We start from the raw sequence: 23,061 nt of genomic DNA, 5'->3' as shown, positions 1-23,061 counted from the left end.
GAGGTCATAGAATAAATTATTCTGATGATATTCTACAGCTGAAAATTGTAAAAAACTAAAATTAAGCCGACTCTTTGAGGATTACATTTAACCATTGTTGTTGTCGATTAAGTTTAGTGTTGTCTTCACTAATCCAGATTTCTATTACTTTGAATGAATTGGGTATATAGCTTGGGAAAGTATCAGTCGTTTGGTTGTTAAATAATCTACCATCGTTTTCTGTATCTTCTTCGCCAAATTTAAATGAACAATATAAATGTCCATTAGGTATTAATAACCGCCCTAAATGTTCTATTGTTTTGAGCAAGTCATGGCGAGGGACGTGAAGTAATGACGCACATGCCCAAATTCCATCAAATTTGGTTGTTGAAACGAAATCGATAAATGTGCTGTGGATTACTTTAATGTTGGTGTGATTTTCGGCGAGTAAACAAAGTGATTTTGATGCATCAAATGCAGTAACCTTAAAACCCATATCGATGAATGATTTAGTGTCGCGACCAGAGCCGCATCCTGCATCTAGAATACTTCCGTATTTAGGAATATAGGCTAAGAATTTTTCCTGCACGCTGGACATGTCGGCATCGACTGTTGAATTGAAATAGTGATTAGAATTCTGATTGTAAAATTGAGTCATCTGATTGCTTCCAAGTCCAGTTTTGTTCAAATCCTTGAAGTGCGGCGGAGTCGATTAGGTTAGCAATTAACTCGGCAAGCTTTCGTTTAAATTCGGTTTCATTGGATAAATCATCTACCGTGCAGTGCAATGTGCATAGATAGTCTTCAATTACGGCCTTATTATTGTTTTTTAATGCGAAGTTTATAACTTTGACGTGAGTTGATGTGAAACTATCAATAAAAGTTTTATTGGGCAGTTTGTTACTTTTTGATGAGTTGCAGCTGCTTATGATGGGGATTAAGTTCCAATATTGATTGTGTGCGACGTATGTCCAAGGAATGAAATGGTCTAATGCATAATTTGCTTTAGTTATTATTTCACCAGTGAAAATACATTCAAGTTGATTGTCTTCTAAGTACTTGTCCCAAAACTTTCTTTGTTTTACTAATGATATACGGTCAAAATCAAGCGAAGTTTTACTTGTGATAGTTGGTGTGTTTGGATTTTTAGCTTGTAGGTATTGCACCCAATTCAGTTCAACCCAGCCTGAAATAATGGCAAAGTTTTGCTTAATATATTGAAGCCATTGAGCATGTATCGTTAATTTAACCAACTTATCTGTTTTACAATGTTCAATTTTATAAATTGGATATTTATCATCGAAATGAAGACAAGAGAGCGTGGTGGTTAATGCATTTTTGATGGCATCTTTCTTACCTTGCAATTCATCACTAAAAAAAGGCTGTAGCAGTCTATAGGGGACATATTTTAGTATATCTTTAGTGATTACTTCATCGTTATTCCGGCTGATTGTGTCTGTAATCAATTCAAAATGATTTTTACTGCTACTCGCGAGATCAATATCCAACAAAGACAATACATAAAGATGTTTATAAATTTGGTCTTGTGACCCTAAGTTGAGTTTGTAATAAACAGAAGGTACCCAAGCATGAGCAAGAATAAGGCTCGAGAGTTGTTTGCTATCAATAACACCATTTACATGTAAATTTGAGCTTATGATTGTTAACAGTGATTTGAACAGAAGTAGTTTATATGAGTTTGTTGTGTTGTTGAAAATTCTGCTAAACGCCGCTATGTCTAGCGTTGGATCATTGGGTAGCATTTGGATTTATGTTTTCCGTTTCAACACATTAAGATTTTTGTACTTTACCAGATTTTATTGTGTGATTGACTATTATCTTGTTATATTTTTTCAGAATAGATTCAATATATTGTAATGATAAATTAGCTAGTTCATCAGTTTCCTTGAACAACATATTTTGTAGTTTTTGTTCGAAAATTAATTGCTTCTGATAACACGAAGAGTTATTTGCTAGATAACAATGCTTATCCATCAACACCGGCCGTTTATCTACTTCCACATAGTCAAAAAAATCCACATCAAGCTGCCACATTTTGACTTTAATGCGTTCGCGTAATGTTGGAAGTGGAGTCGTGTCGAAGTTGTCATATCCCATAAAGCTGACTTTGCCAGATGTAATATGAATTTTGATTAAATCGATTTCATCAAGTTCACCATAAAGTTGTACTGCTGCCCCAACATAAACACGCAGCAATGCTGGTAAGTAGCTTAAAAACTTTTTATGTAGTTCTAATGAATGACCTTCATTTAGCTTACTTGCAGGTAGAGTTTCATGTGCTTTAATGCAAGCCTGTTCGATAAGGCTTGTATCTGCAATCGCAAACAAAAGTGCTTTAGCTTTTGCTACGGCGATTTTGTAAGTGTCAAAAAAAATCTTTATATCGCGCTTTTGCTCGTCAGGTAAATGTACGTATCCTTTGCGTTGCTCAAATTGACATAACGCGAAATAAACTAACAAGTCTTCTTGCCGTAATTTGATAGCTTGTTCAAACTCTTGCTCAGCTTGTTCTCCTTGAACTTGCATAAGTAATTTAAATGCTTTTTTAGCATTACCAAAATGCATTTTGATGTTGGCTGAATCGGTAAACTCTTCATCAATGGGGATTCGCCCAAGCTCTAGGCATCTATCCCAAAATTGGCTCAGCAAATCTTGGTGTTGGGTGAACAGTAACCTAGCTTGCTCTTCACTTGTTGGCGCTGGAGTGGTTATTTGGTGCCATTGATGGTGACGTTGATGTCGCCTTGCAAGGAAGCGTTGTTCTTCTATTTTATCTCTAAAGACATAATAAATACCTGGAGCAATCGCAATGGCATTTTCATCCAATACTCTCTCAATGTAGCCCTTAAGCTCGGCTTGTGCGTAGTACTTTTGAAATGTATTACGTGAGGTAATAACTCCATCTTTATAGGGAGTGAACTGGCTGATGTAACTGTCATTTGCCAGCATTGCAGATACAACGAGTAATTTAGTACACAGTTGCCAAGCACCAATCACGGCCTCAGAACGTTCAACTTGATCTTCAATGACATTAATAACAAAGCCGATATTTACAACGTCAGATGTAAGCTTTCCTGCATCGGGACAAAAATTAGGATCCCAGCCTAATGCTTCAAGGCCATGAGCTTGAAGCTCGCGTAAGTCATCACCGCGGCCGCAACCATAATCAAATAGACTGTAGTCACCATTTAAAAAACCTTGCTTGGCGAGTTGTTTCATTGGTGAGCTTAGTTCATGTCTGACTAAGGCCGTTTTGTGTCTATCGATAGTGCTTTCATTGTTGGGTGATGAATTTAATGCTGAGGCTCTAAACAATCTACCATCAACCAGTTCGTACCCATGTTCTGCAATTATTCGCTCCCATGACTGTTTAAATCCAATCATCCGGCTTTTTTCATACAAGCCTGCATTTTCACCTTCTTGGGTGATGTGCACAAAGCTTTCATAAGCTTCGTGTGTAATGGGTATCATGGTTTCTTTACGGTGAAGAATTGGTGGGTTATCGCTTTCTTCATACTTTGTGATTCTATGGGTTAGCTTGACTAAATCGATGGTGACACTTTGAGTTAACGCTGGATAAGGTTCGGTAAAAAAGGTTGGATAAGACAGCAATGATAATTTGAATTCATTTTTGTTGAGTTTGACTAAATCCCAACTACCTTGTTCAATTTTAAGCGCATTGCTGACTGCATAGATAAAGTCCGTTAACTCTGCGGAAATTTCGCTTAAGCCGTCTTTGTGGATGTAATGAGCATCAGGTAGCTTTTTACCAATAGGCATTGTTGATACAAGTTGCTTAAACAGTGTGGCATCCATTTAGACGTTCCATCCTAATAAATTCATGATTAGTTTTATTTAATTTGTTTTAAACTGTTCACTTGGTAGAAATAACCATTTCCACGTTTTATAGATTTTATTCTATTGGCTACTCTGAGATGCATCAACTCGCAACTCGTTACCTTGAGAAGCTTCATGGTTTCTTGGCTGTTAGTGTATTCGATCGTTTCAGCCGCTGAGTCGATAATTATCTTATCCATTAGTAACTCACTTTATCAATAAGCTGTATCACTTTATCACCTGGCCCCTTAAAAGAAGGGGAGCGGTGCTTGGTTGCATTGTGTGTTTTCATTAGCTGCAAAAACTGATTCATCTCAGGGCCATAACTAATATGGAGAGGTGCGTTTTTACCATAGTAATACATTCTATCGAACTTGAGATTTTGGCTTATCCATTTGGCTACAACTTGCATATCAACTGATTTATCTTGAATAAAGAAGTCACAGGCAGCGCCTAAACGATTGCAAATTATCTTATGGTTACGGTTCAATTCATGTGAGCAATGCTGATCTAGTGAGGGGGCAATATGTGGATTTTTATTTTTAGCTATCAGCCTTGCTAATTGTGGTGAGCAAAAACCGTAAGTTAATTCTAGTGGGCCGAATTGCTCATAAACTGGATCAAGGATTTGTGTGGCAAGCTGACTAAGTGCTATCCATGTTTGGGTCTGCTTTGGCAGATTATCGGTTTGAGTTAACGCAAGCGTTTCACCGCATTGAATTAATTGTTCAAAGCTAAAATATTGACTAGCTTGTTGACTAAGATGAAATTCTTCCAATGTAAATCTGACCTTATGAAAGCAGTAACCCACAATAACGTTATTCGGTTCTTAAAAAAAGTAAGATTTGGTCATTAAGTAAGGTTAAAACTGGCGAAATTACATTTATTCAAAAAGAATGACAGATTGAAATGTTCTGATTACAGTTTATTTTTTTTATAGATATTCATTTTTAATTCCGCTATTATTTTAACCTATCTATCTGATTATTATTGTATAAAACGTAATTGCACTATTATTGTATAAAACGTAATTGCACTATTATTTTAGAAATGGTGTCTCTTGCCAGCACCTTTGTATTATCAAGGATGAACAATGAAATCATTTTTGAATACTCTAGATATTCTTCTAGGGTACCTTTAGGTGTCACCTTCTTCCTGACTATTTACGCCTTTGTATTAAACTTAAGCTACGATCATATTAGGGCTTATATCATAAAAAAATAAGGCGTTAAAGCAACAGGTAAGCTGCTCTTTATAGGTTAAATAGTGACAGCCATATCGGCGATGGCATTGTTAAAGTACCACCAAGACTCGCTGATGCTAAATGTAGTAGTACGAGCTGGCAGGATTTGTCGATAGTAGCGGTTTTATTATCTGGCTTGAATACTGCGATATGCGCCATGCGAATTAATAGTATGCAAAAGATGCAGTGTATTCATGGTGGTTTTTACACTATGATAATTTTATCTAAAATGTAAGGAGCGCCACCATGTTCAACGCACTTGTATTAACCCAAAATGATAAGCAGACCCAAGCTGAGGTTCGCCAATTATCTGTTGCAGATCTTCCTGAAGGTGAAGTGTTAGTTGATGTAAGTTATTCATCGCTAAATTACAAAGATGGCTTAGCTGTTACTGGGTTAGGCAAAATTATTCGTCAGTTTCCTATGGTGCCTGGGATTGATTTTGCGGGTGTGGTGAGTGAGTCTGCAGATCCGCGTTATAAAGTTGGTGATGAGGTAATCCTAACGGGTTGGGGCGTTGGTGAAAACCATTGGGGCGGTATGGCCCAGAAGGCTCGTGTTAAAGCTGATTGGTTAGTACCTATGCCTCAAAATGCTGATGCTGCTAAAGCTATGATGGTTGGCACTGCAGGGTTAACTGCGATGTTGTGTGTGCAAGCATTACAGCAGGCTGGTGTTACACCTGAACAAGGTGAAGTGCTAGTAACGGGTGCCAGTGGCGGTGTTGGCTCTGTTGCTGTGACGTTACTGTCAGCGCTTGGCTATAGCGTTGTGGCAAGTTCTGGCCGTGTTGAGTCTAATGGTGAGCTACTTAAACAGCTTGGCGCTAGTGATGTTATCGACCGCAGCGAGTTTGAACAAGCGGGTCGCCCTTTAGATAAACAGCGCTGGGCTGGGGTGGTTGATACCGTCGGTAATCAAGTGTTGGCTACCGCGTTAACCCAAATCAATTATGGTGGTAGTGCCGCTATTTGTGGTTTAGCAGGTGGCTTTGCCTTACCAACCACAGTGATGCCGTTTATTTTACGTGGAGTTAACTTGTTGGGTGTTGACTCTGTTGCTTGCCCGTTTGAAAAACGCGTGAAGGCATGGGAGCAAGTTATTGCCTTGTTGCCAGAGAGTTTTTACCAGCAAGCCTGTCAAACTGTTGCTCTTGAACAAGTACCTGAATTTGCACAGCAGATTGTTAAAGGTAAGGTGACGGGGCGGGTATTAGTTAATTGCCAATAATTTATTAGCTTGAAGCTATTCATTAAAGATTAATTTTTTAGCTCAAGCATTTATTTAAAAGATCGTAAAGCGGCTTTAATAGCCGCTTTTTTGTGTCTTTTTTTAGTGCTCATTATTGCCTGTTACTGATAAGCAAAGGCTTAATTAAGTCGACTATTTTATCCCTTAGCCAGCGCTGACCTTTATCTAATTCACAGCGTGCATGCCAAAATAAATTGTAGTTTAGTGGCGCTATTGCAAACGGCAGTGGCTTTACAATTAAACCGTGTTTGGCTGCGGCGATTTCAGCCATACCCTCTGGCAAGGTAATAATTAATGGATGCAGCTCAAGCAGTGCCAGTGCACTGTCTAAGTTTGGCGCCCTTAATAACTCTTTACGTTGTGGGAATTGCGCGATAGATGAGTCGACAATGGCTTTAACACCATCACTAATGGCAATGGTAGCGTGGGGAAAGTGTAGGTAATCTTCTAGAGATAGGGCTTTATCTGCAACAGGGTGGTTATTAGAAACTAAACAGCTAACGCCCACTAAACCTAACCTTGTTTGTTGTAATTGCTCTGTTTGATCTATGGCGCGGCAAATTGCCATGTCAGCGCCTTGTAAACTTAGTTGCGATTGAAGGTATTGATGCTGCACCGGAATGACCTCAATGCCAATATTGGGTGCTAGTTGATAGAGCTTAGGTAACACCAGTGGCAGCAGACCTTGTGCGGCAAAGTCAGTGGTAGCTATGGTGAATTTTTGTTGGCATTCTTTGGCAATAAATTCACTGGGGGTAAGCAGTTGTAGTAATTGACCTGTAGGGCCTTGCAGCTGTTGATAGCAATCTAGGGCATATTGGGTTGGTACTAATTGTTGGCCGACCCGTGAAAAGAGAGGGTCGTTGAGCATTTCCCGCAAGCGACTTAAGATTCGACTGGTGGCAGATTGACTCAAGTGCAGCCGTTTTGCCGCTTTTGTAACACTGCACTCTTCGACTAAGATTTGTAATGCGATAAGCAAACTAAGGTCTTGTCGGTAAATTTCTTCAAGTTTCATAAGATTATTAGCAATTATTAGTCGATTTAGGTTTGATGGTTAAGCTATCACGTTAATGATTTACTGGTTTTGAAAGACTTCTATAGATAAGCAAGAAATAGCTTAATTTACGCCTAATGACGGCTTAATACATTGTATTACTATGTTTTGATTCAGCAGGTATTTGTTGAATAGAGTCCCAATGTTCGACTATCTTGCCTTGGTCATCAAATCGAAAGAAATCCATGGTGACATACTGATCGTTACCTGGCCACACTTGATGGGTATGCAGCGCCACTAAATCATCTTCTGCTATGGCCCTGACAAACTCAATCGTTTTTCCTTTATATTCAGCCATCTCAATGAAGTAATCGATGAAAGCCTGTTTACCATCTGCCACAATCGGATTGTGTTGAATGTATTCTGCGCCAACATATTTTTCAACGGCCTTAACAGGGTCGCCTAAATAAGCGCAGCGGTAAAATGCGATAGCATTGTGTTTATTGGCTTGAAGATCTTGGGCCATAGTTCGCTCCTGAGTTTGAATGGTTTTAAGTCTCTTTCATGCAAGGTATTAAATCGCCACTGCCAAAGCCTAGTTTGCCGCGGTTGTTATCGCAAGATGACGTCATAGTATTAAAATAGGGTGGTTACTTGTTAACTTGCCACAATGAATCAATGAAATAGTCGCGCTCATCTGAAAAGTGTTTAATGACCTCAAAACCGGTATGTTGGCTAATAAAGTCAATATCACTTTTGAGAAACTTAAAGGAGTACTCTAAATGAATCGGTTCAAAGGCGTCGAAATGAAATTGTCTTTTTAGCGCCGAGATATAAACATTTTGAGGCTTTGAGGCGATGACGTAGCTTTCCATAGCGCCCAGAAGGGGGCTGTAAATGCCAAAGTGCTGAAAATTATCCACCACAAAGTTAGCCCCAAGCTCGTTGTTGATCCGTGTTAATAAATTCAGGTTAAAGTCTTTGGTGAGTCCACTGGAGTCGTTATAAGCTCGGGTCAGTACATCGACATCTTTTTTTAGGTCAAAACCCACCAGAGCGTAGTCGCCAGCATTCATGCTCATCCACAAACGACGTAAAAAGCCTTGGTTTTGAACTCGATCAAAATTGCCAATATTGGAGCCTAAAAACAATACCAGTTGTTTGTTGGTCGATTTTTCTCTCACCAGCCTTAAGCCTTCAAAGTATTCCGCTACTATGCCGTGACATTCAACATTAGGGTGATCGCAAATGTTGTCTTCTAACATCAGCATGGCTTCTTCTGAAATGTCGATGGGGTAGTAATTGACTTTGCAGTTGTGATCCACGAACCCATCAATGATTAATTGGCTTTTATGACCGTCGCCTGCTCCGAGTTCGATAATATCAATTTCCTGTTCACCTATAAGCTCCGCCAGTTCATGTTTGATGGTGTTTAAAATTTCAAACTCAGTGCGAGTGGGGTAGTAATCTTCATGTTGGGTAATTTGCTGAAAAATCTTACTGCCAGTATCGTCGTAGAAGTATTTAGCTTGTAAGGTTTTTGGGCTAGCGCTAAGGCCAGTTAATACATCAATCGCAAATTGCTCTTTATTTATTGCGTCAATATTGTCACTTTTATAATCAATTTTAGAAATCTTCACACGATATCCTTTGCTAATCTGATCCCTGAAAACATCCATTGCTGGTGTGGTTGATAAAAATTTCTATAACTATGTCGATAGTGATGTGGCGGTGTGGCAATACAGCCGCCTCTAAGCACAAACTGATTACACATAAACTTGCCATTGTATTCTTCTAACTTGCCTTCAAAGGGCTTATAGCCGGGGTAGGCTGAATAATGGCTTTGGCTCCAACACCAGACTTGACCTGAAGTATCACCTGCATTGATGGGGTGTAACTGAGGTTGATGATAACTTGCTGGTGGCAGGCCTTGGGCTGAGATTAAGGCTTGATTGTCGCTACTGCGTAAATAATGCTCTAGCTCTTGCTCTGTGGGTAAGCGGCATTGGCGCCAATTGGCAAAGGCGTTGGCCTCAAAATAACTGACATGAACCACAGGGGCACTTAAGTCTAAAGGTGTTAGGCCATGAAGGGTGTATTCAAACCATTTTCCATCGAGATTTCGCCAATACAAAGGCGATGTAATACCGTTCTCGTTAAGCCAATCCCAGCCCATGCTTAACCAGTATTTTGGCGTTTGATAGCCTGCTGACTCAATAAACGCTAAATACTCACCATTAGTGATAAGAGTGTCAGAGATTGAGAAATCTGTCAGGTAAGTTTTATGAGGCGGTGATTCATTATCAAATGCGTAGCCTTCGCCACAATGACCAATTTCCACCAGTTGCTGAGTATAAGTGTGCCATGAGCCAGTGACCGCTTGTGCGCTCATTAACGGTGTTTTGCTGTAGCGAGGACTGCTGGGATTGCAATGCAGAATATACTTAATGTCCATATACAGAAGCTCTTGATGCTGCTGCTCATGATGAATACCAATTTCAATAATGGTAGCAATTTCTTCTGATATCCCAGCATTGAGTAAGCTTAGAATTAGCTCATCAATTTGCTGACGGTATTGGGCTATTTGCGCTACCGTAGGCCTAGACAAGTTACCGCGATCTTTTTGGGTCCAATGCAGGCCTGCTGATTTATAGTAAGAGTTAAAAATTAAGCTAAAATGCTCATCAAAGCGCTGATAACCTGCAACAAACTGGCGTAATATTAGCTCTTCAAAAAACCAAGTAGTATGTCCCAAATGCCATTTAGGTGGACTGACGTCGGCGCAGGGCTGAATACACAGATCTTCTATTTCTAACGGGGCGCATATTTCGGTTGTGGCGGCTCTGGTGGCAATATAGCGTTTAATTAACTGGTTACACTCTAAGCTCCCCTTGATATCCATCTATAAATCCCTTTCTGCAACGATATACTTAGAAGCACTATGACAATAATTCCTTTCAAGCTGATGACAGGCAACAGCAATAGGCATCTATAATTCATCTTTTGGCTTTTATGTGTCTTTTAAGACTTATCAACTGAGCTGGTTGTTTTTAATTTTTTCTAATTGGTTAAAATAACTACTAATGTTAAGCCTAGTCAAAATAAACCAAGATGAAAGTTTTTTATCATAAAATCATCTAGGTAGCATTTTACTAAGTGGTTAAGTTAAATCTGAAAATATTGGCTATAGGCTGTTGACGCGTGCACATTAAAAACTAAGGCTGAAGTTTTGCTACTAACACGACAAAGGTTTACTCCCTAATTAAAATAGCCTTAGCAATGGCTACTTTGCGATCTTATTCAGTGTAAAATAAGTCATCATATTTTTTTAAGGTTGTTGCATGCAGTTAATGAAGGTTGATAAGGCGCTATATCGTCAACGTTTGAATGTGGTTCTAGTGTCATTAGTGGCGAGTTTAACCCTATTATCCCTCGGTTTTGGTACCGTGCTAATTGAATTTTTTGGTAATAAAACGGTGGCCAGTGGTGAATCTACTGGGCACTTTCACCTAAACTTGTTAGGCGTTATCCTCGCGGTACTCACCTGCAGCTTAGTAATGAACTTTTATAAGAAGCATGAATACCTAAAAGAGATTTACTGGGTATGGAAGTTAAAACAACTGCATAATCGAATTTATCGCAAACTGGCTAAAATCAAACTGGCCGCTAGGGACAATGATCCAGATGCGTTAACGGTTTTATTGTTTTATTTGACGACTCAAAAGCAAGTGTTTGAGTTAGACAATAACACCCTGACACTGGCCACACTTCAAGCTGATATCAGTGCTATCGAATCAAAACTTGCCGATTTAAACCTTGAAATAACGACAAAGGACTTCTCTGAAAATTTACTCGAAAAGTTCTAAATCATTTAAACAAAAAGCCCCTAATTACGCTATAAATGAGTAATTTGGGGGCTTTTTTGATCAGTGTTTAGAGCAATAGTCTCAACAGCTGTTTATGCTTAAACCAGTGACAGCTCAACGCGAATGTTACCGCGAGTTGCATTGGAATAAGGGCAAACTTGATGAGCTTTTTCGATTAAGGCTTGCGCTGCTACTTTATCCATTGCTGGTAAATCAATGCGAAGTGCCACCTCAATGGCAAACCCAGCGCCTTGGGTATTTGCGCCAATGCCCACGGTTGCTTCTACTGACAAATCAGCACTGAGTATTTTCTTATCTTGGGCCGCAACAAATTTCATCGCGCCAATAAAACAGGCTGAATAGCCGGCTGCAAAAAGCTGTTCTGGATTAGTTCCTTCTCCGCCTGCGCCACCTAATTCTTTTGGTGTACTTAACTCAACAGAAAGTTTGTTGTCTGAAGATACTGAGCGTCCATCACGACCGCCGGTAGTTTTTGCTGATGCTGAATAAATGATGTCCATTATTACTCCAAATTACATAATTAAAATCATTATCTTGATATGCACACTTGAATTTAGGTTGTGCGCAACCTAACTGGGAGTAACAATAAACCCAAATTAGATTGCGCGCAACCTAATTGTGATTTATTTATTTTTCCCAAGATTATTTTGAAAATGATATGGCGCTAAATAGCTGGCGCTAGATTTACTCACAGTGGGTGGATGACTTAAGTATGCTTGAGATAATTGATTCGAAAGTCGTTGAATCACGAGCTGGTTTCAAGTAGGTGGCTAACTCTTTCTAGGTATAGGGTAAATGTTGAAAGCCTATAATTTTATTGGTTTTTATTAAAACTGAACATTTCTACATGTTTGAATAAATGTAGCTTGCGTGTTAATATTTTTAGGCTATCTTAAAGTATAAACATCAGGGAGGATTGACAATGACTTCAACATTAACCAAAGAAGAGTTAGCCTGTTTCAGTGAACTTTTTGCCAAGCAGCCTCCTGTTGTTAGTAAAAGTGATACTGATTCCGTTGCTGTGACCACTGAAATGCCCGAGGCTTTAGCCAGCCTGTTAGGGAAAACTCAGATGACGTTACTAGCTGAAATTGGTCACTACCGTTTATGGTTTCCTTTCTCTTTAAAAATGGATGAACTGGGCCAATTTGTGTCTCAACTGGGGATCCCTGAAGTCGTGGATACCCGAGGTGCAGATAGAAGCTGGCGCATGAAAGAGTTAGATAATGTCAGAATTATTGATTTTGATACAAATTTAGCCATTGATGTGTTGTCGCTTTCAAGCACTGGCGTCACTTTAGATGCACCGCAAATTATTGAGTCAAGTAAATCAAGGCGCGGCACCTTGGTGCTTACCCATGAAATTAGTTTTGATATTGAATATAAAAAAGTTCGCTCAGACAATGGCGTTATTGCAGCAACAATTATTGTCGGAGAAGACTCAAGAGAAACCCTCAGACAATTTTTATTTTCGATGCATAAAGCTCAGCATTCTTCTCTTTATAAGCATGGTGAGACGCAAGCGGATGTTCAAGCCACAGTCGCCTCAACTAAAGACTTTAAATAGTCTCGCATCTATATAGCTGCTATTAACTTTCTACCTTAAAGTCTCTGCTAAGTAGTGCGGTTAAATCCTTTACAAAAGCACTATCAACCTTAGGATGAACCAATTGGCTGAGTTCATCTCCAATGGGGGTAAAACGGTAATAACTGAATAGTAAGTTATTGCTATTAGGCTCAATAGCTATTTTGTTGTCTATCATATTTAATTGAATTTTAACGCCTTTGTCTAAGGTGCCAGTTTCAAATTCACTGCTGTGAAGTATTCCCGCATCAATTAAGGTCAATATACTCGAATAGGGCAAACCATATTTCGATAGCCCGAAATTCATCAGAGTCGATTTTCTAAAATATTGTTTGATACCGCCATGTATACGGTAGCCACTGAGCAGTTTATAACGGCTTTCGTGATTAAGTTTTACTGACATTCCCAAGGCTTTTTCAAGAATATGGGCTTCTCTTTGGGTCAGTTGTTTAAGGGTTGCCAATGTTCTTAGGCTAAAATTACCCGGTTTAACTATTTCACTGGCTAAAATGCGTGCCCATAAATCTTGCATTCTGCGGCTATTAATTTGCTCAGCCATTTGAAAAAACTGGTAACTCCAATCAGGGTCTAAATCTTCTCCTGTCACATCTGTAGGCGTATAAGTGAGAGCCAATTTAAAGATGGTTTCCAGATTAAGCTGATGCTGAGAGTGTAGTTTTCGTAGTCGAAACTCAGCTCGCTCAGCAATGGATGCACTGGAAGGGCGATAATCTTCTTCACTGGCTAATCCCAGTACTTTACCCAGCAAAAGCGCTTTTTTACTTGCTGAAACCTTAGCGCCGTTGTCGTTTGCCTGTGCTGAGTTTAGCGGCTTAGTCGAAGCTTTAGTTGAGGCCTTAGTTGTGGCCTTAGTTGAGACTTGGGCTTCAGAGATTTGCGGTTGAATGTTTGCCATTGTTTTATTCTTATTGTTTATTCTTATTGTTTTATGGTGTTTTGAGTTTTGATGTTTTTGTTACAAAACGCCAATTAGTTTCATTGCCAGCAGCAGGAGATGTCGGGATGTTTAATGCCAATATTAACGAGCATATAGCAAAGCCGACTCCAATCATAAATACCCATTGAGGCGAGCTTAACCATAATATGCCTAACAGTGCCGGAATAATCACTGCGGCAATATGATTAATGGTAAAGCTTACCGACATACTAGCGGCAATATCTTTAGGATCGGCAATTTTTTGAAAGTAGGTTTTCATGGCGATAGCCATAGCAAATAATAGATGGTCAAAAACATACAGCGCAGCAGCTATGGTGGCATGTTCAACTACGGCGTAGCTAGCAAAAACAATAATTAATCCAAGGTACTCAATTACTAAGGCGTTACGTTCACCTATGCGGCTAATAAAGCGGCCAATGGCTGGGGCAAATAGCAAATTAACCACGTAATTGATTAAAAACAGTGAGGTGATTTGGGTGACTGAATAGCCAAACTTTTCCACCATCATAAAACCGGCAAAGACCATAAAGATTTGTCTTCTGGCGCCTGATAAAAACGTCAGTGCGTAGTAAAGCCAGTAACGCTGTCTAAAGATAAGCTTTTTGTGCTGCGGCTCAGCAATAGGGAAATGTGGGTAATACAGACTCATCATGATAACCGCAATTAAGCCTAAGCCGCCAATGATGGCATACATCCACACATAATCGAGTTTAAGCCAAGTCATTACCAGCCAAATACTGCCATAACCCAGTAATGCAGCCGCAGAACGCCACGCTAATGCTTTACCTAAAAACTCTGCGGTGTGTTGTTTATCGACCCATTGTAGTGTCAAAGATTGATTAACGGTTTCAAAATAATGAAAGCCAATCGACATTAAAACTGTGGTGATATAAAGCCCTAATACACTGGGGAAAAAGCCAGTTATAGCAATGCCAATGGCTAATACCGCCAGTGACAACAGCGCGAAGGTTTGCTCTCTAATTAGCAGTAATACAAATATAGCGGTAAAGGCTAAAAAGCCGGGTACTTCACGCAAACTTTGCAGCATGCCAATTTCAGCCCCAGTAAATGCCGCTTTCTCGATAACAAAATTATTGAGTAAGGCTTGCCATACGGCAAACACCATCGACATGATGAAGGTCATCCACAATAACAATTGCTGTGGATTTTTGTCTGAAACTGCGGGCATTACGGTCACTTTTTCTTGTCTGTCAATATTAACCTCATAGTTACATAGATAGCCTTTGATCGCTAAGTGTAAATTTGATGTAAACGAAGTTGTAAAAATAAATGTAAATTCTAATGCAAATGATTATCATTTGGTATATCGTGTTGCAATATTAACAAATCAAGTGCAAATATTGCGGAGAATGAGATGAGCAAAAAGTTAACGCTGTTGGCAGTATCAATCGCCAGTGTTATTGGTTTTGGGGCAACGGCTAATGTCAGTGCAGCCACTTCGGCAGACGACTTAGCTAAAGCTATTGCCAAACAAGAAGCTGAGATTGCAACACTAAAGCAGCAATTACAGCAGCTTGCACAGCAACAGTCTGAGCAATTAGCTTCTCAAAAACAGATTGAAGTTGCACAGCAGAAGCAAAGTGTTGCCGTGAAAGAAGTCAGCGACACCGTTGTTGCTGCTGCAGATCGTTACAGTAAATTCTCATTCAAATCCTATGGCACTGCTAATTTCACCAGTGATGAATACTTTGATAACGTCCAAGATACGTCGCCAGAAAGACGAAATCGTTTTGATCTTGAGCGTATCGTTACCGAATTTGGATACCAGTTCACTGATGAGTGGAGCATGGAAGTTGAAATCGAATACGAACATGGCGGCACTGGCGCAGCACTTGAGTACGATGGTTTTGATGAGTTTGGTGAGTTTGAAACTGAAACGGAAGCAGGTGGTGAAGTCTTAGTTGAAAAGGCTGAAATTCGTTATCGTCCTAGCGATGCATTTGGCGTTAAGTTCGGTAACATCCATTTGCCAATCGGCCTTTCAAGTACCTTGCACAAGCCTAACCAATACTTAACCGTTCTTCGTCACAAGAGTGAAGCTGCGATGATCCCAGCTGTATGGAATGAAAACGGTATTGGTGTTTACGGTGAACTTGCAGATTTTCATTATCAAGCACAAGTTGTCAGCGGCCTTAATTCTGAGTATTTCAGAACATATGATTGGGTTGCTTCAGGGCATCAGAAACGTTTTGAGCATGTTAACGCTGATGATTTAGCCTTTGCTGGCCGTATCGACTATGGCAACTTTAAAACCGGCAGTGCAATTGGTGTGTCTTATTATTATGGCAATACCAGCGGTAACCGTAACAAAAGTAATAAATTAAATGTTGATGGCACATTGAGCATTGTGACAGCTGCAGCGGCTTTTGTTGAAGGCCCTTGGGTGCTTCGTGGTCAATATATGTATGGCACGTTAAGTGATGCCGATGCCATTACTCTTGCAAACAAAACCACCCCAGGTTTACAGCCAGGTAACTTCGCCCAGTTAGGCTCTAAGTCGCAATCATTTTTTGTTGAAGCTGGCTTTAAGTTAGATGAATACATCGATGTTCCCTTAACTGTTTTTGCCAATATTGATTACTCAAACCCATTAATGGAAGTAGAAAGCGGTACTGCTACCCAGCGTTATGAAAATACCTGGAGCAGTATTGGGGTTAACTATTTCCCTATTCCAGAGATTGTGATTAAAGCTGAAGGTGGCCTGCAGCAAGTGGCTGTAGCCAGTATTCCAGATACTAACTTTTTTGCCCTCGGTGTGGGTTATCAGTTCTCGCTTTAACAGCAGCAGATTTTAGCTAGTTTAATTTTAAGAAAAATACTGACCATCTTCAGTAAAAAATATTATCGATTAAAATGGAGTATTACATGAATTTTAAGTACACAGCAATTGCATTCGCACTAGTAGGAACCCTGTCAGCATGTGGTGGTTCAGGCTCAGAGATTGAAGAAGTTATAGCACCACTACTACCAGAAACAGGGTTTACTTTTTCAGCAACAGAGTTGGTCACCAATTTAACTGATGATGTCATTGTTGCTGGTTATGCCAATCTAGCTGCACAAGGCGTTGCCTTGTTATCTGCGACGCAAGTATTGTTAAATTCTACATCTCAAGCTGACTTAACAGCAGCGCAAGAAGCATGGAAAGCCGCTCGTAAACCATGGGAACAAGGTGAGTCACATATCTTTGGTCCTGTAGATTCATTAAGTATTGATCCACATTTAGATAGCTGGCCGTTAAACACCACTGACTTACAAACCCAATTAGCTAACAATAGTGGTTTTGATGCTGAGACTATTAAAAGCTGGAACGATGATGTTCAAGGTTTTCATACCATGGAATATTTATTATTTGGTGATGGCGTAGATGACAATACGAAATTAATTGCAGAATTAACGACGGCTGAACGTGAATATGTCATTGCATTGGCTGAAGTATTTCGCGACTACACAGCGCAGTTAGATGATGCTTGGCAGGTTTCTCATAACCCACAAGATACCAATGCACTGCCTTATGCAGATTTATTGAAAACGCCTGGCTCTGCTAATAATACCGTTTATTCATCAGAACTTGCGGTTATTGAAGAATTAATTAACGGCATGATAGGTATTGTTGATGAAGTGGGTAATGGCAAAATTGCTGATCCATTTGGTGACTCATTAGCCACAGCTGACACCTCAAAAGTTGAGTCGCAATACTCTTGGAATTCATTGACCGATTTTGCTGACAACATCCAAGGTGTTAGTAATGTTTACCATGGTGAGTTCACCGGTAGTGCAGATAAGCAAGGCATTATTGACTTTGTCGCCGCAGCAGACAGTGCACTTTCAATTCGTATATCAAGTGAAATTGATGATGCAATTTTTAAAATTCAAGCTATTGCCGGTAGTGACGATATGCCATTTCGCCAAGCCATTTTAGATGAATCTGGCCGTGAACGTGTTGCGACTGCTGTCACTGCATTAACTAAGCTGCAAACCTCGTTAGAGTCTGACGTAATCCCATTATTATCAGACTGGAATGCGCAATAATTTAAAGCATTGTTAAGTGCTGTGACTAATTGAAACTGCTCTACCTTGTCATAGGTAGAGCCATTCTTTAAGTGCACAGCCTTACTTTAATTATAATTTCAGTTATAAAAGCTCAGTTTTATAAAGCTCAGATTTAAAAGCATCGATATAAAAACACAGATAAAAGCTGACCAATAGAGTATGGCATGTCTGTCTTCGTTCAAATCTTAAATTATCTGCGTATTAGATAATGACTTCAGAGTGTGAAAATGATGAATAAGAACCCCAAATTATCCATATTATCTCTATCGCTAGCGAGCACCATTTTATTGTCGGCCTGTGGTGGTAGCGGCGATGAAGAGCCCAGTACAACGCCTCCAATTGATACACCACCAACAGTTATTTACCCAAACTTTACCGATATTAGTGCTTCAGGCGGTGATACCACCACATTTGATGCCGGTAATTCTGGTCATGGGTTTTCAACCCCAGCGCCCAATTTATCAGCTGAAAACCTTGAACTTCACCTTGAAGGTGATGCCAATTTTGAAATGTCATTTACAACCGCACCTAACACTGCACACCCAGAGCTAGATGGCCTAGGTCCAGTATTCAATAATGCTGATTGTAATTCTTGTCATCAACGAGATGGTCGTAATTCAACGCCATATTTAGCGGCGGATGAAACGCGGGTTAAACTGGGTTCTGATGCAGGTATTTTCTTACGAATTAGTAAAGCGCCCGCTGAAGAGTGTGTAACCCCGACAGCTGAAAATGATTACTGCGCGCCAATAGCAGTGCCTGATTTTGGTGGACAATTATTTCATCGCGGCGTACTAAAAGCCCGTGCTGATTGGGAAGATAATGCCTTTGGTGGTCAAGCTGATGTGTATTTGTCATACGAGAAAACCACGGTTACTTATGCTGATGGTCGTGAAGTTGTCTTAAAGAAACCCATTTTTGAAGTCGAAAATCCTTATGATGCACCAAGTGAAACTAAGCACAGTGCCAATGTGACATCAAATCTACTGCAAGATGATGTGCTTATGGGCTGGCGTAATGGCATGCCGGTGTTTGGCTTAGGCTTATTAGAAGCAATTCCTGAAGCTGACATTCTAGCTAACGCAGATGCTGACGATGCCAATAATGATGGTATTTCAGGGCGTCCAAACTGGGTATTTGATGCGATAAAAGCGCAGAATGGCGCTGAAAAGCCTGTGTCAATGGGACGTTTTGGTTGGAAAGCGAATACGCCAAGTGTCAGAGTGCAGTCATTAGGCGCTTTACGTGGTGATATTGGTATTACTAATCCGCTGTTCCCTAATGAAAGTATTGTTGGAACAAGTTTGCATGACTCTTACTTAACTCGTACAGGTTTTGTTGATATTGGCAGCGATGAGAATGGTGCCCCAGAAGCTGATGCCGCATTTAGTGATGCTGTGGTTTTTTACGCCGAAACATTAGCGGTACCCGCGAGACGTAATGTCACTGATGATAACGTTCGCGAGGGGGCAAGACTATTTGAACAGGTTAACTGTACTGGTTGTCATATGGCTAGCTTTACCACCCAAACTGCAGGCGATATCGGTGGCTTACCTATGCCTGACTCGCTAAAAGGACAAGTAATTTATCCGTTTACAGATATGTTACTGCATGACATGGGTGAAGAACTTGCTGATGGTCGCCCAGACTTTCTTGCTAACGGTAATGAGTGGAAAACCCGTCCATTATGGGGGCTTGGTTTAACACACACAGTAAACCCACAGGCTGGTTTTTTACATGATGGCCGCGCAGCAACCGTAGAAGAGGCTATTTTATGGCATGGCGGCGAAGCTAAAAATAGCAAAGATGAGTTTATGGCATTATCACAAGCTGAACGAGATCAGCTGGTGGCATTTTTGATGTCTTTATAAATCTCTTGCTAGTATTGATTCGCTGACAAGATTATTCAGTGGGCGTAAGTTCAATTATTGATGTGACATAATGATAATTGCTAAGTGGATGAACCGTAAGGTTTATCCACTTTTTTGTGAGCTAGTCAAAAGTCCTGATTATTAATAGGCGTTGCGACTAATTTGTCGTGATCTGATCCATGTAATTGTTGCGCCAATTCAATTAAGATGAAGTTAATGACAGATAACACTTTTTTAAAATTGAGGTTAACGTGAGTAGCATTTTAATTATTTATTCAACGGTTCACGGTCAAACCCGTAAAATTTGCAATTATATGCAAGAAAAACTAATCGCAGCAGGTAATACTGTTACCTTAGCAGCATTGCAAGATAAACCGGATGTTAGCGCATTTGATAAAGTGTTTATCGGTGCCAGTATTCGTCATGGTAAGCATAGAGCAGAGTTATATACGTTTACGGCGAACAATAAAGCGATACTAGATAGTAAACCTAATGGGTTTTTCTCAGTGAGTTTAGTGGCGAGAAAGCCAGGTAAAAACACCCCTGATACCAACATGTATATGCAAGCCTTTTTGAAACAAAGTGACTGGCAACCCAAAGTGCTGGAAGTGTTTGGGGGGAATTTAGATTATCAAGGTTATGGCCCAATGGATCGTAATATTATTCGCTTTATCATGTGGATGACCAAAGGGCCTACCGATCCTAATACCCAAGTTGAGTACACCGACTGGGAAAAAGTCGATGCCTATGTAGACCAAATTCATAGCGCTTAACGAGCTTAAGACTGAGAATAAGTTAAGTGCTTATCATTGCAAAAGGAAGGTAAATTCATGAGTCAAAAGTCATCTGCTTTGGTTAGTGCTATTGCCGAAAAACTGCATGTCATTGTGATAACCCTAAGCGTATTTTTGGTGGTAACTAGCCCATGGATCCTAATCGGTCGGCAATTAAGAGCCAATGCCAGTATTTGGGACAGTTTGCATGTGTATCTAGGCTTAGTGGCAGCTATATTTGGTTTGTTATTTATGCTGAAGAATCTGTTAAATGGCCACTGGCGTCAGTTCTTTCCGTGGTTAAGATTAGACTTTTCCCAATGTGTAGATGAAGTTAAACAGTTAAAAAAGGGCACTTTACCGAGCTCTGGAGGCAAAGGTATCTTCAGTGTTGTTGAAGGAATAGGGCTGATTTTAATCGCGCTAGTGAGTATTACCGGCATCGCATGGTTTATCACTCAAGGTAGCAGTGATGCGTTAATGTGGCGTAAATACCACATTCTTTTTGCCCAAGGCTTTGTGGGTTTCTTGATGGTACATATCGTGTTTGCCATGTTCCATATTATTGATATGGTCAGAAACTCTTAAGACTGTATAAATGCCATAATTTATTAAAGATAATAAAAAGCCCAAGCATGATTATCATGATTGGGCTTTTTAATACGCTAAATATCATACTTAGAAATGATACTTTTCTAGCTTATTTCTTTTCTAACGCTAGGTAATTCATCACGTCAATTAGATCGTCAAGAGTACGCATTTCATTCATGTTGATAGCATATTTATCGTTAACGATGAAAGTCGGTACGCTTTGAACGCGGTACATGATTTGCTGTTGGCGCCATTGAGACAATTTCTTATCTGTAGCTTCGCTGTCAGCAATCTTGTCATAAGCGGCGCTATCGATACCGTGAGCTGCAAACACTTGTTTGATATCGTCACGATTGTTGATTTCAGGCTCGTCATGGCTATGACCTGGAGCACTGTGGTCGTGGTGTCCACCTTCGCCTTGAATCGCTTGGAACATGGCTTTATTTAATACATCCGCATTACCCACTTCATGAATAACGGCTAAAGCGCGCATGACTTCAGTACCAATATCACTGTTCATAAAGTCAACGTGCTTGGTTTCAAAGTTAATTTCTTTATTCAAGTTACCTTTAATTTCTGGCAGGTACTGGGTTTCCATGTTGTAACAGTTATGGCAGTAGAAAGAGAAAAATTCAGAAATCTTAGGTTCAGTTGATGCTGGTGCATCAGAAATTTGAGTGTAATGTTGACCTTCAACAAACCTAGATGGAGTTACAGCAGTTTTTTCAACAGTTTCTACAGCCGTTTCAACAGCAGTTTTTTCTGCAGTTGTAACCGTTGTATCAGCAGGTTTGCCACAGCCCGTTAGGGTTAATGTGAATGCAGCAACAGCCAGCGTGAATGCAATATGTTTAATCTTTACCATGTATGCCTCGACAAAGTGGGGTGATGTTGGCGATATATCGCGAGAGATAATTAAGCTTACGCAACTTAAATAACTCAAGCAACTTAAGCACTTGCTTAATTGCCATAAAGTTAGCTGCGATTATGACTGAATCCGTTAGCAGTGTCAGTGTTAAAACTGTGATGGCCTAGTGCTTTTTAGTAAAAAGCACTGCAATTTAAACTAGCTTTTATAACGACTCAGTACGCAGAATTTGCCAAGCTTCACAAACTTGCCGAAATCGCTCACTGTCGTCACTATTGTCTCTTTGCCACTTTTGTCACTATAGCCCGCTTAATTGTGACTATTTACACTGGCACTTTGATGAGTGGCAGTTGAGACTTATTATATTTTGGTGATTTTATACCAAGTCGTCATTGTGCGGTTTGAGGCTTATTTGATAAATATTTCTCTTCCTCACAGACAAGTTACCTATAATTGGTATAAAATCCGCCGCAATAAAATAATAGGGGCCTTATCCAATGACAGAGAAACATTATATTAGCGCACAGCAGTTGCTTGAAGACTCATTCAAATTAGCAGCACAAGTGTACGATAGTGGCTTTAGACCGCAATTTATTGTGGGGATTTGGCGTGGCGGTGCTCCAATCGGTATTGCAGTGCAAGAATTTTATGATTTTAAGAATGTTGAAACCGATCATATCGCAGTAAGAACGTCATCTTATTACGGTATTGGTACTGATAAGCAAAGCAAGAAAATCAAAGTTCATGGCCTACATTACATCATTGAAAATGCAAATGCTGACGATGGGCTATTAATTGTGGATGATGTATTTGATTCTGGCCGCAGTGTTGATGCATTAATTGATAAATTGCAAAAATTTATGCGCAAAAATATCCCGACAGATATTCGAGTGGCTTGTCCTTATTACAAACCAAAAAATACCGCAGTTGATTTAAAACCGGATTATTTTATCCATGAGTCTGAAGAATGGCTTGTTTTTCCTCATGAAGTGTCAGGTTTAAACCCGCAAGAAATCGCTGAAGGTAAAACAGATTTTAAGAATATTCAGCATTTGTTTAAGTAAAAGCATCGATATTGGTTATTTTTTGCTAAACTAGCAGCTCAACAGTGCGTCAAGAGAGTGCCTGA

At 39.9% G+C, this 23,061-nt stretch carries 21 protein-coding genes; 9 read left to right on the top strand and 12 right to left on the bottom strand.

Going from position 1 to position 23,061, the window contains the following annotated elements; genetic code table 11:
- Positions 1-61 precede the first annotated feature (61 nt).
- The 4 genes from Q4533_RS15305 to Q4533_RS15290 form a co-directional block, all read right to left on the bottom strand.
- Positions 62-637: a bifunctional 2-polyprenyl-6-hydroxyphenol methylase/3-demethylubiquinol 3-O-methyltransferase UbiG gene (locus Q4533_RS15305; protein WP_303503164.1), complete on the bottom strand. Its 576-nt coding sequence runs from the start codon at positions 635-637 to the stop codon at positions 62-64.
- A complete protein-coding gene (locus Q4533_RS15300) occupies positions 609-1,742 on the bottom strand; it encodes an HNH endonuclease domain-containing protein (RefSeq protein WP_303503161.1) in 1,134 nt (377 codons plus the stop codon). Before Q4533_RS15300 ends, Q4533_RS15305 begins: the two co-directional genes overlap by 29 nt.
- A 28-nt stretch (positions 1,743-1,770) precedes the next feature.
- Positions 1,771-3,816: a DNA phosphorothioation-associated putative methyltransferase gene (locus Q4533_RS15295; RefSeq protein ID WP_303503159.1), complete on the bottom strand. Its 2,046-nt coding sequence runs from the start codon at positions 3,814-3,816 to the stop codon at positions 1,771-1,773.
- A 220-nt stretch (positions 3,817-4,036) separates the two neighbouring features.
- A complete protein-coding gene (locus tag Q4533_RS15290) occupies positions 4,037-4,615 on the bottom strand; it encodes a hypothetical protein (RefSeq protein WP_303503157.1) in 579 nt (192 codons plus the stop codon).
- A 711-nt stretch (positions 4,616-5,326) separates the two neighbouring features.
- Between Q4533_RS15290 and Q4533_RS15285 the strand changes: the two genes are divergently transcribed.
- Complete coding sequence (locus Q4533_RS15285; protein WP_303503154.1) at positions 5,327-6,310, top strand: MDR family oxidoreductase; 984 nt, start codon at positions 5,327-5,329, stop codon at positions 6,308-6,310.
- 112 nt (positions 6,311-6,422) lie between these two features.
- Here the strand turns inward: Q4533_RS15285 and Q4533_RS15280 are convergent, their stop codons facing one another.
- The 4 genes from Q4533_RS15280 to egtB all read right to left on the bottom strand — a co-directional run bounded on the left by Q4533_RS15280 (position 6,423) and on the right by egtB (position 10,230).
- A complete protein-coding gene (locus tag Q4533_RS15280) occupies positions 6,423-7,349 on the bottom strand; it encodes a LysR family transcriptional regulator (RefSeq protein ID WP_102476273.1) in 927 nt (308 codons plus the stop codon).
- Between the two features lie 124 nt (positions 7,350-7,473).
- Entirely contained in the window at positions 7,474-7,854 is a 381-nt protein-coding gene (locus Q4533_RS15275; protein ID WP_102436146.1) for a nuclear transport factor 2 family protein, read from the bottom strand.
- A gap of 124 nt (positions 7,855-7,978) precedes the next feature.
- Entirely contained in the window at positions 7,979-8,968 is a 990-nt protein-coding gene (locus Q4533_RS15270) for an L-histidine N(alpha)-methyltransferase (protein WP_241903446.1), read from the bottom strand.
- Positions 8,965-10,230, bottom strand: coding sequence for an ergothioneine biosynthesis protein EgtB (egtB, locus tag Q4533_RS15265; RefSeq protein WP_303411677.1), 1,266 nt, complete (start codon positions 10,228-10,230; stop codon positions 8,965-8,967). Before egtB ends, Q4533_RS15270 begins: the two co-directional genes overlap by 4 nt.
- A 439-nt stretch (positions 10,231-10,669) precedes the next feature.
- Between egtB and Q4533_RS15260 the strand changes: the two genes are divergently transcribed.
- Positions 10,670-11,194, top strand: a complete 525-nt coding sequence (locus Q4533_RS15260; protein ID WP_102476277.1) for a DUF3087 domain-containing protein — start codon at positions 10,670-10,672, stop codon at positions 11,192-11,194.
- Positions 11,195-11,292: 98 nt separating this feature from the next.
- On the opposite strand, the gene Q4533_RS15255 is transcribed toward Q4533_RS15260, so the two are convergent.
- Entirely contained in the window at positions 11,293-11,715 is a 423-nt protein-coding gene (locus tag Q4533_RS15255; RefSeq protein ID WP_102436154.1) for an organic hydroperoxide resistance protein, read from the bottom strand.
- A gap of 422 nt (positions 11,716-12,137) precedes the next feature.
- Between Q4533_RS15255 and Q4533_RS15250 the strand changes: the two genes are divergently transcribed.
- Positions 12,138-12,782: a hypothetical protein gene (locus Q4533_RS15250; RefSeq protein ID WP_303503147.1), complete on the top strand. Its 645-nt coding sequence runs from the start codon at positions 12,138-12,140 to the stop codon at positions 12,780-12,782.
- 22 nt (positions 12,783-12,804) lie between these two features.
- Here Q4533_RS15250 and Q4533_RS15245 read toward each other — a convergent pair whose 3' ends face one another.
- Both Q4533_RS15245 and Q4533_RS15240 read right to left on the bottom strand, forming a co-directional pair.
- The gene (locus Q4533_RS15245) at positions 12,805-13,716 is read right to left on the bottom strand and encodes a TIGR03899 family protein (protein ID WP_303445722.1); all 912 of its coding nucleotides are present in this window, start codon (positions 13,714-13,716) and stop codon (positions 12,805-12,807) included.
- Positions 13,717-13,747: 31 nt separating this feature from the next.
- Positions 13,748-14,947 carry an MFS transporter gene (locus Q4533_RS15240; protein WP_303411671.1) on the bottom strand — a complete coding sequence of 400 codons (1,200 nt, stop codon included), beginning with the start codon at positions 14,945-14,947 and terminating at the stop codon, positions 13,748-13,750.
- Between the two features lie 186 nt (positions 14,948-15,133).
- On the opposite strand from Q4533_RS15240, the gene Q4533_RS15235 reads away from it, so the two are divergent.
- The 5 genes from Q4533_RS15235 to Q4533_RS15215 all read left to right on the top strand — a co-directional run bounded on the left by Q4533_RS15235 (position 15,134) and on the right by Q4533_RS15215 (position 21,061).
- The gene (locus Q4533_RS15235; RefSeq protein ID WP_303503145.1) at positions 15,134-16,558 is read left to right on the top strand and encodes a hypothetical protein; all 1,425 of its coding nucleotides are present in this window, start codon (positions 15,134-15,136) and stop codon (positions 16,556-16,558) included.
- Between the two features lie 86 nt (positions 16,559-16,644).
- Complete coding sequence (locus Q4533_RS15230; protein WP_303503143.1) at positions 16,645-17,808, top strand: imelysin family protein; 1,164 nt, start codon at positions 16,645-16,647, stop codon at positions 17,806-17,808.
- A gap of 251 nt (positions 17,809-18,059) precedes the next feature.
- Complete coding sequence (locus Q4533_RS15225) at positions 18,060-19,700, top strand: di-heme oxidoredictase family protein (protein ID WP_303503190.1); 1,641 nt, start codon at positions 18,060-18,062, stop codon at positions 19,698-19,700.
- A gap of 251 nt (positions 19,701-19,951) precedes the next feature.
- Entirely contained in the window at positions 19,952-20,473 is a 522-nt protein-coding gene (hemG, locus tag Q4533_RS15220) for a menaquinone-dependent protoporphyrinogen IX dehydrogenase (RefSeq protein ID WP_303503141.1), read from the top strand.
- A gap of 57 nt (positions 20,474-20,530) precedes the next feature.
- Entirely contained in the window at positions 20,531-21,061 is a 531-nt protein-coding gene (locus tag Q4533_RS15215; RefSeq protein WP_303503139.1) for a cytochrome b/b6 domain-containing protein, read from the top strand.
- Positions 21,062-21,173: 112 nt separating this feature from the next.
- Here Q4533_RS15215 and Q4533_RS15210 read toward each other — a convergent pair whose 3' ends face one another.
- On the bottom strand, positions 21,174-21,929 hold the full coding sequence (locus Q4533_RS15210; RefSeq protein ID WP_303503136.1) for a thiol:disulfide interchange protein DsbA/DsbL: 756 nt from the start codon (positions 21,927-21,929) through the stop codon (positions 21,174-21,176).
- A gap of 500 nt (positions 21,930-22,429) precedes the next feature.
- On the opposite strand from Q4533_RS15210, the gene Q4533_RS15205 reads away from it, so the two are divergent.
- Entirely contained in the window at positions 22,430-22,996 is a 567-nt protein-coding gene (locus tag Q4533_RS15205; RefSeq protein WP_076541549.1) for a phosphoribosyltransferase, read from the top strand.
- The last annotated feature ends 65 nt before the right edge of the window (positions 22,997-23,061 follow it).

This window comes from Shewanella sp. 6_MG-2023 (assembly GCF_030547195.1).
Lineage (GTDB): Bacteria > Pseudomonadota > Gammaproteobacteria > Enterobacterales > Shewanellaceae > Shewanella.
Note: the sequence above shows the minus strand (reverse complement) of the source record. Positions and strands in the feature narration are given on the sequence as shown.

Coding starts and splice junctions, on each gene's coding strand:
- Q4533_RS15305 (WP_303503164.1), bottom strand. CDS start 637: ATGACTCAATTTTACAATCAGAATTCTAATCACTATTTCAATTCAACA.
- Q4533_RS15300 (WP_303503161.1), bottom strand. CDS start 1,742: ATGCTACCCAATGATCCAACGCTAGACATAGCGGCGTTTAGCAGAATT.
- Q4533_RS15295 (WP_303503159.1), bottom strand. CDS start 3,816: ATGGATGCCACACTGTTTAAGCAACTTGTATCAACAATGCCTATTGGT.
- Q4533_RS15285 (WP_303503154.1), top strand. CDS start 5,327: ATGTTCAACGCACTTGTATTAACCCAAAATGATAAGCAGACCCAAGCT.
- Q4533_RS15280 (WP_102476273.1), bottom strand. CDS start 7,349: ATGAAACTTGAAGAAATTTACCGACAAGACCTTAGTTTGCTTATCGCA.
- Q4533_RS15275 (WP_102436146.1), bottom strand. CDS start 7,854: ATGGCCCAAGATCTTCAAGCCAATAAACACAATGCTATCGCATTTTAC.
- egtB (WP_303411677.1), bottom strand. CDS start 10,230: ATGGATATCAAGGGGAGCTTAGAGTGTAACCAGTTAATTAAACGCTAT.
- Q4533_RS15260 (WP_102476277.1), top strand. CDS start 10,670: ATGCAGTTAATGAAGGTTGATAAGGCGCTATATCGTCAACGTTTGAAT.
- Q4533_RS15255 (WP_102436154.1), bottom strand. CDS start 11,715: ATGGACATCATTTATTCAGCATCAGCAAAAACTACCGGCGGTCGTGAT.
- Q4533_RS15250 (WP_303503147.1), top strand. CDS start 12,138: ATGACTTCAACATTAACCAAAGAAGAGTTAGCCTGTTTCAGTGAACTT.
- Q4533_RS15245 (WP_303445722.1), bottom strand. CDS start 13,716: ATGGCAAACATTCAACCGCAAATCTCTGAAGCCCAAGTCTCAACTAAG.
- Q4533_RS15240 (WP_303411671.1), bottom strand. CDS start 14,947: ATGCCCGCAGTTTCAGACAAAAATCCACAGCAATTGTTATTGTGGATG.
- Q4533_RS15235 (WP_303503145.1), top strand. CDS start 15,134: ATGAGCAAAAAGTTAACGCTGTTGGCAGTATCAATCGCCAGTGTTATT.
- Q4533_RS15230 (WP_303503143.1), top strand. CDS start 16,645: ATGAATTTTAAGTACACAGCAATTGCATTCGCACTAGTAGGAACCCTG.
- Q4533_RS15225 (WP_303503190.1), top strand. CDS start 18,060: ATGAATAAGAACCCCAAATTATCCATATTATCTCTATCGCTAGCGAGC.
- Q4533_RS15215 (WP_303503139.1), top strand. CDS start 20,531: ATGAGTCAAAAGTCATCTGCTTTGGTTAGTGCTATTGCCGAAAAACTG.
- Q4533_RS15210 (WP_303503136.1), bottom strand. CDS start 21,929: ATGGTAAAGATTAAACATATTGCATTCACGCTGGCTGTTGCTGCATTC.
- Q4533_RS15205 (WP_076541549.1), top strand. CDS start 22,430: ATGACAGAGAAACATTATATTAGCGCACAGCAGTTGCTTGAAGACTCA.